This window comes from Lactiplantibacillus nangangensis (assembly GCF_005405065.1).
In the GTDB taxonomy this organism is placed as follows: domain Bacteria; phylum Bacillota; class Bacilli; order Lactobacillales; family Lactobacillaceae; genus Lactiplantibacillus; species Lactiplantibacillus nangangensis.
On record NZ_BJDI01000009.1, the window covers coordinates 136,379 to 152,716 of the forward strand.

11 protein-coding genes are annotated in these 16,338 nt (G+C 44.1%); 2 read left to right on the top strand and 9 right to left on the bottom strand.

Annotation, left to right across the window (positions count from 1 at the left end; genetic code table 11):
* Positions 1-85: 85 nt before the first annotated feature.
* Entirely contained in the window at positions 86-4,108 is a 4,023-nt protein-coding gene (locus FFM70_RS09005; RefSeq protein WP_171002342.1) for an Ig-like domain-containing protein, read from the bottom strand.
* 388 nt (positions 4,109-4,496) lie between these two features.
* Entirely contained in the window at positions 4,497-5,813 is a 1,317-nt protein-coding gene (locus FFM70_RS09010; RefSeq protein WP_137616518.1) for an ammonium transporter, read from the bottom strand.
* A 345-nt stretch (positions 5,814-6,158) separates the two neighbouring features.
* Between FFM70_RS09010 and FFM70_RS09015 the strand changes: the two genes are divergently transcribed.
* Positions 6,159-6,428 (top strand): DNA binding protein, encoded by a 270-nt coding sequence (locus tag FFM70_RS09015; protein ID WP_137616519.1) that lies wholly within the window; start codon positions 6,159-6,161, stop codon positions 6,426-6,428.
* Between the two features lie 158 nt (positions 6,429-6,586).
* On the opposite strand, the gene FFM70_RS09020 is transcribed toward FFM70_RS09015, so the two are convergent.
* Positions 6,587-8,023, bottom strand: a complete 1,437-nt coding sequence (locus FFM70_RS09020) for an MFS transporter (protein WP_137616520.1) — start codon at positions 8,021-8,023, stop codon at positions 6,587-6,589.
* Positions 8,020-8,562: a PadR family transcriptional regulator gene (locus FFM70_RS09025; RefSeq protein ID WP_137616521.1), complete on the bottom strand. Its 543-nt coding sequence runs from the start codon at positions 8,560-8,562 to the stop codon at positions 8,020-8,022. Before FFM70_RS09025 ends, FFM70_RS09020 begins: the two co-directional genes overlap by 4 nt.
* A gap of 158 nt (positions 8,563-8,720) precedes the next feature.
* Between FFM70_RS09025 and FFM70_RS09030 the strand changes: the two genes are divergently transcribed.
* Entirely contained in the window at positions 8,721-9,887 is a 1,167-nt protein-coding gene (locus FFM70_RS09030) for a hypothetical protein (RefSeq protein ID WP_137616522.1), read from the top strand.
* A gap of 57 nt (positions 9,888-9,944) precedes the next feature.
* Here the strand turns inward: FFM70_RS09030 and FFM70_RS09035 are convergent, their stop codons facing one another.
* The 5 genes from FFM70_RS09035 to FFM70_RS09055 form a co-directional block, all read right to left on the bottom strand.
* Positions 9,945-10,181, bottom strand: a complete 237-nt coding sequence (locus FFM70_RS09035) for a hypothetical protein (RefSeq protein ID WP_137616523.1) — start codon at positions 10,179-10,181, stop codon at positions 9,945-9,947.
* Positions 10,182-10,242: 61 nt separating this feature from the next.
* Complete coding sequence (locus tag FFM70_RS09040) at positions 10,243-11,655, bottom strand: C69 family dipeptidase (protein WP_137616524.1); 1,413 nt, start codon at positions 11,653-11,655, stop codon at positions 10,243-10,245.
* A gap of 217 nt (positions 11,656-11,872) precedes the next feature.
* Positions 11,873-13,048, bottom strand: coding sequence for a hypothetical protein (locus FFM70_RS09045; RefSeq protein WP_137616525.1), 1,176 nt, complete (start codon positions 13,046-13,048; stop codon positions 11,873-11,875).
* Positions 13,049-13,509: 461 nt separating this feature from the next.
* Complete coding sequence (locus FFM70_RS09050) at positions 13,510-14,583, bottom strand: WxLIP family cell surface protein (RefSeq protein ID WP_137616526.1); 1,074 nt, start codon at positions 14,581-14,583, stop codon at positions 13,510-13,512.
* A gap of 46 nt (positions 14,584-14,629) precedes the next feature.
* Complete coding sequence (locus FFM70_RS09055; protein ID WP_137616527.1) at positions 14,630-15,436, bottom strand: WxL domain-containing protein; 807 nt, start codon at positions 15,434-15,436, stop codon at positions 14,630-14,632.
* Positions 15,437-16,338 lie beyond the last annotated feature (902 nt).

Consider the following 16,338-nt stretch of genomic DNA (forward strand, 5'->3'; position numbering starts at 1 on the left):
AAAATCATTGGGCTTGATGCCAATACAACCAACTGGCGTACTGGTGTTGGGTTGAGGTTGCGATTGGGCAATCCACCTTTCTAAATTAGAATCGCCGCCGTAGATCAAAGTAACCTAAAGCTAACCCTGCTAATAAGGCTAACGTCCCTAAAATTGTATCAAGCGTCGTATTCCGATGTTCACCAGTTTGTGGCAAACGTCCCGGCGTTGGATTATAAGGACTTGGCACTTTAGTCGGCGCAGTTGGCGCTGGCTGGCTAGGCATGACACTTGGTTTGGTGTTAGGCTTAGCTGGCGCTGGCGTCGTTGGTGCTGACTGACCAGGCTTGGCTGGTTGCTGTGTTCCAGGCTGTTGCATCTCTGGTTTGGCTGGACCTGGTTTGGTAGGTTCAGTTGGCCCAGGAGTTTCGGGAGTCACTGGTTCGGGGTGTGGCTGTGGTGTCACAACGACGACATCTTTACGATCAATTGAGCTGCTGGCACTCGCGTTATTCCCATTGTCATCCGTATAAAGGGCGGCATTGGTAAAGACATCCGCACCGGTAGCCGTATTAGTCTTCGTCCGATACGTCAACTTGATGGCCGTCGCAAACGTCCCAGTTAACTTAAAGGTGATCGTATGACCGACCACACTAACCGTCAATGGGATCTGCTGACCATTGTCGTCGACTGCTTCCGCACTATCAGCGACGTAACTTTGATTATCACTAAGTTCATCCGTAATCACTGGATTGACTAACTGATTGCCGTTCGCTCTAATCGCTAACGTCCAGTTAATCAACGTTTGATCTTTCGAATCGGTCCAAGCGGCAACTTTCGTCATCGTGACCGGATCTTCAATCGGTCCAACTGGTGGATTCTCGCGGTCAATCGAGCTACCCGCATCACCGTGGTTACCATTCTCATCATCATAGACGGCCGCATTCGCAAATGTGGCGGCTCCCGTCGCCGAATTCGTCGTGCTTTGATAGGTCAACGTCAAGTCGCTGGTCCATTGACCAGTCAATTTAAACGTCAGCGTATTGCCAGTGACCGTTGCAACGACAGGCACCGTAGTCCCATCGGCGGTCACTGCCTTAACACTGTCAGTGACATAAGTCTGGTTATCACTCAAAATGTCGGTAATAACTGGATTGACTAATTGATTACCATTAGCGGACACTTGTAGTTGCCAATTGATCTTAGTTTGATCAGTCGGGTCAGACCAAGCAGCCGTCTTAGTCACCTTAATCGGATCCTTAACCGGTTCAACTGGTGGATTTTCACGATCAATCGACGAATTAGCTTCGCCGTGATTGTTGTTCTCATCATCCAGAACCGCTACGTTGTCGTAAACCGCTGCGCCAGTCGCGGCGTCCGTCGTGGTTTGATAAGTCAAGGTGAAATCACTGCTAAACTTACCATCAAATTTGAACGTGAGTGTCTTACCGGCCACATTAACTGTGACTGGCATAACAGTCCCATCCGTCGTGACCGCTTTGGCACTGTCAGCGACATAACTTTGGTCGCCACTCAAGGTATCCGTAACAACTGGATTGACTAACTGGTTGTTGTTAGTTGTCACTTGCAATTGCCAGTTAATCTTCGTCTGGTCGTTAGGATCGCTCCAAGCAGCGGTCTTGGTCAATTTGATTGGATCATTAATGGGCTCAGGTTCCTCAGGCGGCGCTTCACGATCAATCGACGTCCCAGCTTCCGCATGATTATTGTTCTCATCATCCAAAACGGCCGCATTGTCAAACGTCTCCGCACCCATGGCGGTATTAGTCGTCGTTTGATAGCTCAACGTCAAATCGCTCGTCAGCACGCCGCTAAAGTTAAAGGTGACCTTGTTACCAGCCACGGTCGTCTTTACCGGAATAGCTTGACCAGTCGCATCGCTGGCTTTAGCACTATCAGCAACGAAGGTTTGATTCGAACTCAGATCATCCGTAATCACTGGATTAAGCAATTGGTTACCATTAGTTGTCACTTGTAGTTGCCAATTGAGCTTAGTCTTATCAGCTGGATCGACCCAAGCCACTGTTTTCGCCATACTAATTGGATCTTTGGCAGGCTCAACTGGTGGGGCTTCACGGTCGATCGACTGATCGGCTTCCGCATGATTATTGTTCTCATCATCATAAACAGCGGCATTGTCGAACGTCGCTGCACCGCTCGGAGTAGTCGTCCTCGTTTGATACTTGATCTCCAAATCACTCTCGTACTCACCCATAATCTTAAAAATCAATCGTGAGCCTTCAACTGTTACCGTAAATGGCAATGGACCAGTGACGTCACGAACCTCCGCGCTCCCATCAACATAAGTGTGATTTGAACTTAACTCATCCGTAATGACTGGGTTAACTAATTCATTCTCGTTAGCGTCAACTTCGAGTTGCCACTTGATCAACGTTTTATCGTTGGGGTCAACCCAAGCTGCCGTTTTGCTCATGCTAATCGGATCTCTTGGCGGCCGCGCTTCACGATCAATCGTGGCATCCGCGGACGCATGATTGTTCGCTTCATCGTCATAGACGGCGACATTGGTAAACGTCGCCGCTGTGCCAATCTCATCACTCCGCGTTCGATAAGTCAGTTTCAAGTCATCCGTATAGGTCCCACTGAGATTAAACGTTAGCTCAGTCCCATTTGACTCGGCTGTGACTGGCACCGAGACTCCCGTTGCAGTAACCGCCTTAGCGCTACCCGCAATATAAGTCTGATTACCACTCATCTTATCGACAATCGTTGGATTGACGAGCTTGTTGCCATTCGCCGCCACGGCCAACGTCCAGTTCAACCGTGATTGATCTTCAGGATCAGTCCAAGCCACCGACTTGGTCATCTTAATTGGCTCAGGTGTTGGCTCAACCGTGCGATCGATGGTCGCGTTCGCGTCCGCTGAATTATCGTTGTCGTCCGTATAGTTAGCCGAGTTCGTAAACGTTTCCAATCCTCTCGAACTGGTTGGCGTCGTTTGATACGTCAAATGTAGACTCGTTGAAAATGACCCTACGGCGTGGAAAATAATGCTGTTCCCGCTTGTGCTGACTGCCAACATGATGGATTCACCATAGGCATTGACCAACTTAGCACTCGCTGGAACATACGTCTGGTTGTCACTCAAATGATCAATAATTTGCGGATTAACTAACACGTTGCCATTGGCGTTAACCTTGATCGACCAGTTCAATTTGGTTTGGTCACTAGGATCAACCCAACTAACTGACTTGTCCATCACGATCGGCTCCACCTCATTCGGTACTTCGGGCGCTGGATTTTCCGGCGCGGCTTCACGATCGATCGAGGCCGTCGCCGAATCGGTGTACCCACCGTCATCCGAATAGGTCGCATTGTTAGTAAATGTATCCGCACCCGTTGGTAACTTGGTTTGCGTCTGATAGGACAACACAACATTTCCCGTATAGGTCCCAGTTAACTTGAACGTGACGCTATTGCCAAAATAGCTCGTCGTCACCGCAACTGGAATCGTTTGACCGGCGGCATCCGTGGCTTCGGCACTCCCGGCAATATACTTTTGATTGCTACTAAAAGTATCCTTAATTACCGGATTCTTCATCGTCGTCCCATCATTGGGTTGCGCGACGACTCGCCAATTGATCACGGTTGGTGTCTCTGGATTAGACCAGCTCGCCGATTTCGTTATGCTGACGGAACCTTTAACTTTGCTCTCCACACCAACCTTGATCCAGCCATGGCGATTCGTCCGATATTGCATATTACTGTTTAAGGTGATTACACCATATGACGCACCTTGATCAATGTGAGCAGTCCCGATTGACCCAGAACCACTGGCCGCATATAACGTGAAATCATCGGGTTCAGGAATATAAATATTGGACGGTAACTGAAACGTCATCGTATCGCCTGACCGGATCCGCGCACTATCTGGAATTTGCCAACTATAATTAACCTGATAGTCACCAGGTGGCAAAACTTCACTATTAGAATAAACTTTCCCACTAGCATCTTTAATAACCGCACTATTGACATCTAAGCCAGTTGCTTCCGTTACTTCTCGTGCTTGCCCAATCACGGGTGGACTAAGTACCATCAGCGCTAAGCCAGTCACTGCGAGTAATAAAAATCGCCAAAACTTGCGCATCATTTTCTCCCCCATTCAGTTTATTTACCAAGCTAGCACAACTCACTTGACACCCAAAAGTTACCACGCCTGTACTAGTCACGATCAGTTTAAAGCCCCGTTCGTTAGCTTGACTAACTGTTCGAAATCCCGAAAGATCAAGGATTTAATAAAATAATTCATTAATCCAATTCAGGTATAGTTATGGCTCATCGGTCTATCTGGTCACTAACTGCTGCGATTTTTAATTATCAAACATCAACAAATTTATACAAAAAAGCTGTCACCCCGCAGTCAAACGCGTTGTGACAGCTTGTATTCACTTATTTAAGGTTAAGCACTCATATCTTAAAACTAAACAACTGGCCGATCGCTTAAAATCGTTAATTAGCTGTAAGTTGTTGTTGACTCAACGGAACCGTTGCCGATTGTCCATCAATTTGGCCAACTGACCTTGAAATTCAGTGCTATGCGTTTGAATGTCGCGCAGTTCAGAGCTCATTTTCACCGTATAATCCGCAACTTCGCCGTGTTCACCTTGGTCCAATCCAAGCTTTTCTTCAGCCACACCGACCCGCATTTTAACCACGCGTTTCAACAGCACGATAATCACAATGCAAAGTACCGTTGTAAAGATAATCGTGAAAGCGGTCGCCAGTAGTTGCAGGCCAAAAAGCTTAAACCCACCGCCGTAAAATAGCCCATTCGCTGTGACCGACGCATTAACCGCCTTGGTGGCAAATAAACCAGTCATAATGCTGCCCATAATCCCAGAGACCCCGTGACAGCCGAACGCATCTAGCGCATCGTCAATGCCTAGCCGCGGTTTGAGTAACGTGATAAACGCGTAACTGGTCATCGTAGCGATCAACCCAATCCAGAACGCCCCACTCGTTGTGACATAGCCACAAGCCGGCGTAATCCCAACCAAGCCACACAAAGTCCCAGTGCAAACCCCAACGAGTGTTGGCTTGCCTTTGGTAATCATATCAATGACCATCCACGTCATCATAGAAGTCGCCGTCGCTACCGTGGTCGTTAAGAACGCTTGAATCGCTACGCCGTTCATCGCTAACGCTGACCCAGCGTTGAAACCGTACCAACCAATCCAAAGAATCGCGGTACCCAATAAGACCCAGAGAATATTGTAATGCTGCGTTTCACCTTTACCGTAGTTATAGCGTGGTCCTAAGAAGGCTGACAGTACCAAGGCGGTAATCCCAGCGTTGATGTGAACAACAGTCCCACCGGCAAAATCAATCACGCCTAAATGCGCTAAAAAGCCGTTATCCCAAACCATATGCACCATCGGATAATAGATGAAAATCGACCAGCAAACGATAAATGATAATAGGAACTTAAACCGGATTCGACCAACCACAGCACCGACAAACAGCGCGGGTGTGATAATGGCAAACATCATTTGAAAAATCATATACAGGCCAGTTGGAATCTTCGTTGGCGTTAGCGCCGCAAGATTGACACCATGTAGCCAGACCGCTTTGAGGTTGCCTACGACGCCGCCTAAGTTACCCGAAAACGACAAGGAGTAACCAACTAAGATCCAGAGTAGAATTGCTAAGCCACAAATCATAAAAACGGATAACATCGTATTGACAACGTTACGTTTAGAAACTAATCCGCCATAAAAGAACGCTAAACCGGGGGTCATGAACAATACCAATATACTTGATAAAACTAAGAACGTTGAATTCGCAGCACTCATAATTCCAACTCCCATCTGTACCATTTGATGTAAGAAATTATAACATTAATTATAAAGCTCGCTCACTATTTTTGAACATTCTGGGCCTTTTTAAACTAGTAACGCCAATCAATACGTTAATTTAGTGACTTTCGCCAATTGAATGTGACCTTTTATAACATATCACATTCATGATTAATTCATGCCGTAAAATAAATTCAGTTATATTTTGAAATTCATTTCAGCTTAAGATTCCAAGTCATATCAGGCTTTTCACAAAAATCACTTGTCAAAATTAGTCGCAAAATGGTAAAATTCACTTAGAATAACGTTTAGCGTGTCAACTAATTATGGTGGGATGATCTTATGCAACAAAAGCTGACAAGTAAGCGACGAGTCGTTCTGATCGTCATGTTGACCATTATCAGCGTCGCCTGTGCCCTATTATTAGGAAAATGGGGCCGGACATTGAGCGTTGTCTTAATCGGCTTCGCTCTCGCCACTTTAACCAGTGGTTGTCTACGGTTTTGCAAGGCCCGTGGATTACAGCAAGGCAGTAGCATGCTGTTCTCTTTAGTGTTAGCCGCTGGTTATGTTTTCGTCATTTTAGGTAGTTATGGCTATTTCCGTGGCTAAAAGTCAAAAGTCCACTCACGATAAAAATCGTGAATGGACTTTTTTTGTTGTTCAATTTAAAATTCATAGGGCACTATCCGCTAACATCAGCAACGCTTGAGACTTAATTGCAAAGTCAGAACAGCTGACTCAATTTAAAACGCTAGCGGTATCGCTAACTAAGCAGCCTGATGCCGACGTAACAGCCGCACACCAGTGATGACAGTTGCGATTAAACAGATCACCAACGAAACAATAAAGGCAACCCGCATCCCATCGATGAAGATTTCGGGATGGGCTGGTAAGTAGGCCGTCACTTTGTACCCAGCCGATTTACTCATCGCCGAGAACAAGACCGTCGTCGCTACCGAGATCCCGATAATCATCCCTAACTCACGGGCAAGCGCATTGATGCCGCCAGCCACACCGAGATCTTTGACGTCAACCGAGCTCATGACAATTGAATTATTTGGTGCTTGGAAAATCCCGTTTCCCAAACCAACTAATCCAATAAAGAACATGAATAGCCATAGCGGCGTGGTCAAACTAGCAAACATATACCCGATCTGGCTCAACGAGATGAGCACCAAGCCAATGAATGTCAGCAATTCTGGGCCAATTTTATCCGAAATGGCCCCGGCAATTGGCGCCACAATCACTTGGACGATGGGGAACGTCATCAACGCGTAACCCGCATAATTAGCCGCCAAGCCACGGGCATTTTCCAGATAAAATGGTGAAATCACGTTGAAGAAGAAGTTTGCCACAAAGATCAGGAACGCACAGAGAATACTAATCGAAAAGCGTGAATTTTTGAAAAGTTGTAACGCCAAGATGGGATTATCATGGTGCAATTCGACCCGCACAAAAATCGCAGTCGCAATAATAGCTACCACGAAACTCGCTAAAATAATCGGCTTCGTGAAGCCAATCTCTTGACCAATGAAGACTCCCGCAAACAGGCTGACCATCATTAACGCAAACAAACCGGCCCCCGTTTTATCGATCGGCAACTTGCTCATCGTAATATCCTTTGGCAAAATAACTTGTCCTAAAATAATTGCGAGAATTCCCACTGGCACGTTCATCCAGAAAATGTAGCCCCAACTTAAGTGAGCCAAAATTAGGCCACCAATCCCAGGACCAGCAATACTCCCGAGCGCCACAAACGAGCCAATCATGCCCAAGGCGCGGCCCCGTTCATTAAATGGGAATACTTCGGTAATAATCCCGTTGTTCGCGCTCATCGTCATCGCGGCGCCAACGGCTTGAAGGCTTCGTGCCGCTAACAACATCACTAAGCCAGAATTAAAGCCACATAATAACGAGCCAATCGTAAACAGCACTGACCCAATTTTGAAGATCCGAATCTTTCCGTGAGAATCCCCCAACTTACCAAATAAGAGCAATAGCGCACAAATAATAATTAAATAAATCGAAACGACCCATTCGGCTTGGTTCATCGGAATTGCCAAGGACTTACTCATAACAGGCAACGCAATGTTGACGATACTACCGTCCAGTGTCGACATAAACGTGAATAAACAAACGGCGATTAAAATCCACCAGCGTCGCTTTTGAATCTGCGGATCAGTCGCAAAAGATGCTGTCTTCATAACTTAGTTTCCCTCTTTGTTTGAATTAGCGCAGTGAGCCAATCGAGCTGGGCTTGTGCCCGTTGCGTTTGCAGGTCGCTGACCAATAACGCGTCCACCACATCCGCCTGCACCATGTGCTCATTATGCTGTAGCCGAGCTTGATGCTCGGCCAGCCGGTCCAATTGTCCCTGCGCAAAAGTTTGAAAATCCATTAAAATCGTTAATTGCTGCGCCAACGTTAACAAATGTAAAAAATTCAGTTTAATTTGAAACGTCAGCTGTGTCTGCTTGTTTAACGCGACCGGTGCAAGAACCAGCGCCCAGAAATGCCGCCGACCACTCGCTGTGAGGGTCGCTTCTTTCTGGGGCCGTTTACTCGTGGTGGTCTTGAAATCTAAGCGAAGCTCTCCGGCCGCCGCCAGCTTATCTAGTAGCGGATAGAGGGCCCCAAAACTAATCGTCAACTCCTGACCGACCACGTTGACTAGCGCTTTTCGTAGCTGATAACCAGTCATCGGGCGATCCATTAATTGACCTAAAATAAATAATTCGTACATCTTTACCCACCTAACTTTTAGAGCGTCACTAGTATATATATCTTTTCGATATATTGCAAGCCAATTCACTTTTTAAACCAGCCGAAAACAGACTAAAAGCACCGGTTCCCTAGCAAAACGTGCTATTATTAAACGATAACAATGAAGGGGGTTACCAGATGAGTTCAATTATGGAAGATTTACAATTGGCCGAACAGCAGGCCCACCTTATCAATCTCTATCAAGCCAATAGCGATGTCGTTTACACCGGCTACATTGATAGTCTGGCACCCGATGGCGTTGTCGTGAATACTTATGACGACGCCGGGCTTCAAGATGGCGCAGTTTTCATGCGCTATCACGTCATTGACGAAGTGGAAATGATGAGTGAAGACTTAGATAACATGGCTTTCCGCATCGAAAACGCCGATGATGAAGGTTTAAGCACCGTGCCACAATCCCCAGTCCATTTCAACGCGGAACACGCGGAATTGTCACAGATTTTAGCGAATGCCTTGACCCAACAACAAGTCATTCTGTTAGTGGTCGAAAATAATGACAACTATTTGGAAGGGCAAGTTCAGAATTTAGCTGAAGAAAAATTTGATTTTAAAGCCTTTGATAAGTTCAATTACAGTCACCAAGACACGCAAGCCCTCAACTATGACAGCGTCAATATCGTGGAATTTCGTGGCAACGAATTGTTACTAGAAAGTGCCTACGTTAAGACCGACTTTCAGCACGTTGATTCCGTCAAGGCGACTGGCAACCAGGCCATCAACGACACCTTAGTGCATGCACAAGCCGCTCACGAACTGATTGCAATTCGTTCCGCGGACGGGTCCGACATGTTCTTTGTTGGTTTCGTGAACACGTTGAACGCCGACAGTGTCGTCATCAATTTAGTCGACATGACCGGCCAATTCGGCGGTTACACCTTATGCCGGCGGTCGTTGATCGAATCAGTCACGATCCAATCCGACTACTTGCAAACGATGCGCGGTTTTATTGAATTGAATCAGCAATATGAATTAAACGTCCAACCCGTTTTAAACGATGAACGGCTCTTTGATGGCACAACGGATTTGTTTGAAGCCATCTTACGTCAAGCTGGTAATTTCAATAATCTCTTGCATTTAACGACTGACAATCCGATGTTGCCAGACATGACTGGCTATCCGGGCACTGTCACCAACGGCCACTTCATTTTCTATAACGTGGAAGATGACAACCAAATCAACCGCGTCGGCACTTTGATCGAACTCGATTCCGTCGTCGAATTATCATTTGGCTATATGGATGCTTATTTACTTGAAAAACGCTTGAAAAATACCGGTAATTTATAAATTGCAAAAAATGACCCGCCAATCACTGAAGATTGACGAGCCATTTTTTATTAGCGTTTATAACCGTTTTTCAATGTGATACTTTCGTGCGTCTGGTTTAGGACCATCCGCCGAAATGAGATCATCCGCATAAAAGACCGAATAACCATGATCTTCTTCAAGCGGTTTCGCAATCAAGATTCCGCGTTTGCGACCTTGTTGCGCATTATAAATATCCGCGCTGCGTAAAGCGGCACTATAATCATGGGATTCGGAAATTGCGTCACCCGGATTAAATAAGACATTTTCATCCATTTCAGATCACCCCTTTGGATTGGTACCTTAATTATACACACTTACCTGTGAAACAAAAATCTTAAAGGTTGATGTCAACGTTATAAGTTAGCTTCGATAAAGTTAACCCTTTGGTGATCAAGCGACCGATTAAGTCTTCAGCCTTGTCACGCATGTTGGCAACCATCACTTTATCTTGTGCCGTCAAGAATTTAGTCAATTCTTCACCAGATAATTTAGCCGCTTGGGCATCCGTTTCAGCGACAAATTGACCTAATTCGATGCGGCATTCCTTCAAGTAATCAATGTCTTCTTGCACGAAATCAGCGTAATGTGATTCCACGATCATTGAAACCGTCCGGTATAACCAGTAAGCGCTCTTCCGGTCATAAGTTAATGGCGTGTTAGCGAAACTAGGATCCGTTTCGGAAACGTTCGCATGGAATGGCAAGTATGGGGCAAATGAAGGCATCCCGAAAGTCATCCACATGATGGCACTTTGGTCTTCCGGCACGTCGTTACGAATTTGCATGACGTGTGAATTTTGGGTCCGGTTCATTGAGATTGGCCGGAATTTCTTGGCTTCTGGCGAATCAGTGAATGGATCGTACTTCGTTTCATTGTAATGTGAACCTAAGACATATTCCACATCTGCGACCGAAATCTTCTTGGCAGCGTGGCAAATGAATGGGAGTTCACTGGATTGTGGATCCTGTTCGATTTCTGGATTGAAGTAATGTTGACCATACCAAACCCGTGGGGTATTGTAATGGCGGTCTTTTTCATTATCCGTTCCGAAAATGTGACGGAAGTTGAAACCTTCCTTGTCAGGATTCAAATGATGTTCTTCAACGAATTCACGGATATTTTCGGACCACATGAAGTTGTCAGGATCATTAAAATCAACCCATTGGATGGCAACTTGGTTCGCAGCGACCGCATAGGCGTCATCAGGAATCCGTTGCGCAACCCATTGATGACCAGTGACGATTTCCATGTACCACACATCGTTCTTGTCGTTGAACAAGACACCGTTACCTTCAGGTGAGCCATATTTAGCAATCAACTTGCCTAAATATTGGACCCCTTCTTTAGCGGAGTTGATGAATGGAATAACCATGGTTGGGAGTGAATCTTCGGCCAACCCATTTTTAACAAATGGATCAAATGTTAAAGTATGTTCATTCCCATAGACGCTTTCAGTTGAGGAAATGCCGACGTTCTTTTCGTTAAAGCCGTTTTCTTCAAAGACACCTTTTTCAGCAACTTCGATGTTAGGTACCCCTTGATAGCGATAGCCGTCAGCTGGTAGTGGCGCCGTGAAGCCGTTCTTACCAGAAGTTAACGTTTCGTTACGACCGTGGACCGCTGGATGGACAATAAACTTTTGTGGTGTGATGGGCATAAAAGTATCATCGTTCCGGGCAATCATCGTAGAGCCATCAACACTGGCCTTTTTACCCACTAAAATGGTTGTACAAGCTTGTTCGTTCATGCAAACACTCCTCTATTTATCATTATGAATACGTTTTACCACTTTCAATTTTACACGCTCTAGGTAAAAATGCTAGGTCGATGGAAACGTTAACAAAAATTCTTACGCAATTTTAATGGGGGAGTAGTTGTCTGATTGACACTGACACAATTCAACGCACCATAAAAAAAACAATTACCAGTTGGGTGATCAACTCAACGAGCAATTGTTTATGCATTTACGGAGCATTTTCTAGTGTCCAATTAATTGTTGTCTTTTTCTCACCCGCAGCGATTGTTGGACCCGCTTGAACAAATAGTTGGTGCAGTCCGGAGTCAGCAGTCTGACCCGTCGATTCACTTTTAAACGGAATCACTGTATCAGCGCTTTTTGTATCAGCGGATTGATGGAAGATTTGAACGTCGGTATCACTCAATCGAATCTTATCGGTTTGATTTGGTGCCTGATACCACAAGTAGCCCGCCAAACTGTCAGCTGCTGACTTTGGCGTGACTGAACCAAGGCGAGCCTTAATATTCCAAGCACTCTTGTTTTTCCGATGGTCGTGGACAATAATACTCCAACTTTTAATGGGGTAAAAAGTCTTGGAGACCATCGGCACTTCATGTTGACCAAAATCAAGCGTGGTCATAGTTTGGCCAAAAGCAAGTCCTTGGGCATCGTGGGTTACCTTGACATTTAGCGTATTCGATTGCATATACCCCGGCTCAGTGGCATAAATTGGAATCTTAATTTCTGCGAGCTGATTATCATTGAAGGCCTTGATACTTTTGACAAGTTCAGCTTGCGATATCACCTCATAGTCAATGGCAAACTTAGCCGTTGTGGCTTCACCAGTACGTAACTTAAGTTGATCAACAATAAAATTAGTGACTTGATCTAAATCAGGCTCATCACCAGACCCGCCAAGCTTTAGACTATCTTCCAGATCAAATGTTGGATCTTGTTCAATTGCGGCAATACTCAACTTTTTTAATTCAGCAATCCCGGTATCACCCGTATCATTGCTCTCAGTGACGGTCACACGATCGTTATGAGCTAAATAGTCTGCCAACTCACCTTTTTTTAAATCAAACTGATAGACCCCATTTCGGCCAACCGTTTCAGTATCAGTAGTTACACTATTCGTAACCAAATTGCCACTCGTACCCTTACCGGTAATCTTTACGCTATCCTTAGTCAGCGTTGCATCGATAGTTGGTTTAAGGATTGGTTCACCAGCTGCAAAATAGCCTAAATCGTAGTACATCGTCCCAACATCAGGATTCTCCGTAGGAAAGTAAAAGCCTAGTTTTAACGGTAATGCATCTTTTATACTGGTAAGATTAACGTCAATATCCCTTAGCTTATCCTCTCCCCCCATCAGGGAAAGCACATCCATACCCGCAGCCATCGGACTACCGCTTCCCAATATTTTAATTTTAGAACCATTCATATGCATAACAAGAAATTGAAACTTTTTCATTTTAAAATATGTTCGATAATATTTATCATGAGTGTTCATGGTTACCTCAATATCAATCGAAATTTTAGTGGTTTTGGCGGTAATTCTGCCATTATTTGTCCCATTTGCCCTAATTGATTTTAGTTTAAAAGAAAAATTTTGAAAGGGGAAAAATGTTCCTTGAATCAATTGTGCTTGGTTTTTATCTGGTTTTCCAGCGACGCGTAGATTCGGATGAAAGCTCGTCCTTAAATTCGGTTGATCATAGTCATAAATTATTTTCGACTCATCCGCTCGTCCAACCCTCCCACACCACAACATCACCCCAAAACTACAGATTATCAGTGCTACCTGCCATCGTCGCTCCTTCATCTGTATTTCTGCCACCTTTTTGTCTAGATTTTAACCGACTAATCTGCTTGTTTCCGCCTTTTTATAACAATTACTAACCAAACCAGCACTCCGCCCACAATCAACATGAGGAACGCACCAATCAGTACAAACCAGTATGGACTGATTACTTTAGTGTCGACTGATTCACGTGCATACTTTTTAGCCTCTTTTGCAGTAATAGTAAAGTCTTTTTCAAACACCCATTGATGTGCTTTATTCTTGGCAACCATTCGCAAATGATACTTTCCGGCTTCTAGACCAGTATTTCCTGTCAAAATTGGATACTGATAACTAGAATTCGGAGCCATTTGGACGCCACTTTTTTTAACCGCCTTAACTAGCTTCTTGGTCGCACGATTAGTGATTACCGTAGTTAACTTAACATCTGGAATAATCACCGCGGATGGATTACGCAGATTAACGAAAATACTTTGCCGATAGTTTTCTAAGCCCGAGGTCACGTTAGTTAAAGTTAATTCAGGCTGTGGTGCCTTGCCAAACGAATACTTCATGCCAATTACGTAAGCATATTGGTTTTTGATATTCAGCGACTCTTTCACATTACTAGTAACTTTCTCTTCAACTTTTCGGAAATGCCAGCCACCCAGCATCACACCTTCAAAATTAGTCGTCGGAATTTGCACTTTTGCCATGACAACCTTTGAGTCATTTGCTGGGACCGTCACAACCGAATCACCCTCAATCTGTGTTACTTTATCCAGTCGATAACGCAAAGAAGAATCAAATTTGGTTGCGGGCGTCATATATTCAATCACACCATTATTATTGGTATACGCGGTGTGAATCCCCATTTTCACTTTAATATCACGCTTAGTTGCATTGTAAATTTTCACCTTTAAAGTTTGCTGTTGTTCTGATCTCATTTTCAAATCAAAGAACGAATTTTTCATATCAACCTGATTATCAGGCAACTGTGCTACCACGCTAAAACCGATATTATTATTTGGCGTGGTTTTAGCTTGAACCGAAATTGGTAACAATACTCCCAACAGTATGATCACCACGACTAACGACCAAATATATCTATTACATCGTTTCCCCATTACGCAAATTACTCCTAATTTTGTCAAACTTTTATGTACAGGTTAGGCGCAATCATGCACCTAACCAATCAAATTACGCAGGTGGCGTAGTTTCTAAAGTCCAAGTTAACGTAGTTGAATAAGTTTCTGTACGAGCCTTATTGGCTGGCACGGTCAAAGTAATATCATTAGGATCAAACTTTAATGCGGTCACACCGGCACCGTTACCCCGCTTAGGTGCTTGAAAAATCATATTTGACGCACCCTGACCATCCAATGCTAAAGTCACATTCTGCTCAGCAAGGATAGCCCCATTTTCACCATTTCCACTATTAGTTAATCTCGTGTTGGAATTCTTGTGAGCAGTTGGCCAAATAATTTCCGCTCCATCAATAGGAGGAATTCCCTTACTCTGATTATTTGAGTCAGGTACCGCTAACTTATCACCAGTAACCTTCACTTTCCAATTACCAGCCAAATCCGAACGGGTATCAGCAACTTCAACAACAAAGTTTTTTCCCCAATCAAATGACGTGTTGTCCATATCATTTGGTGTTACCTGTCCCTTGTTAGGCTGAACACTCCCTTGATACCGTCCCTCCTGACCCAAACTTAGCGTGGCTTTGCCAGCACCGAACGCAAGATTATCAGTGACATAGACAAAACCTACCTGCTTATCCTGTTGAGTCAAACGCCCCTTGTTCACACCCGAAGTCACAATTTCATTGGGATTGTCAGGATTAATCGGGTCAATTTTATTTATGTCAGGAGCCGTAAAAGTAATTTCAGCTTCCGTTTTCCCTGTGCTTAGGAAGCCTGTACTGTCAGCAGCTTTTACACTAATCGGGGCTGCCATCAAAGCCACGCCACACAACGTTAAACTCGTTATTAGTTTTTTCATTTATCAGTACACTCCTTATCTTTTTTAGTGCCAATTAGGATCATTAACTAACAACCAGACGTCTATTCCGGTTGTGTACAATTAAAGTATAATCTGCCTCGCTAATGCTGGCAATAGTCGACCAGGGTGACAATTTCTAATAAGAATTAAGTTTATTTTTATCAATGAAGTTACTAATATGACTGCTTAAATATCATTTATCTAAGAATTGTTTTATAGATATAATTTTTATGGTATAGGTAATAGTCCTTACTTCTATTTCTAATTTCACAACAACCAAGTGATTAATTTTAAATTAACGTCAATAGCCGTTGGGACTGCTTTATTCAAGGCTATGTCATCCGCTACGACTGACTTTAAGGAAATTAATTTAGCACAAATTGCTTAATGACGTTAACCATAAGTCGCACCTTGAACGAATGCCCGCAGTCACAACCATTACAGCGTTATTCATATTTTCCACTACTTAATTTTCAACTAAAAAATTTTCAAAATAAATAACTTTATTTTTGCCGAATGCAGTCAGTTTAAGAAAGTCTTCTTATTTTTGAAAAATCAACGACACACTTTCTTCATATTTCGTTGTTATATTGTACTCATAGCAATTAAGGATTCCCTCCAAGATTGCTACTATAACAATTAACATTCTTTTCATTTACTCCTCCAAAGTAATGAAATCCGTCAGAGCGAATAACTCTGACAAGCCTAGCAAGCGGCATGTGAACGTCCCCCCGCTTATATGACTAAACGCTTGTTAGGTTCTCACCATGTGATTCCCCATTGCATGGTGACCTACTCCTTTTGACCTTCGTATTCCCGTACGAAGGTTTTTATTTGAAACAAAATGAATTTTGAACGCACTAAACCAAAGCACTCGAAAGTGTTGAAAAAAACTAGTATAC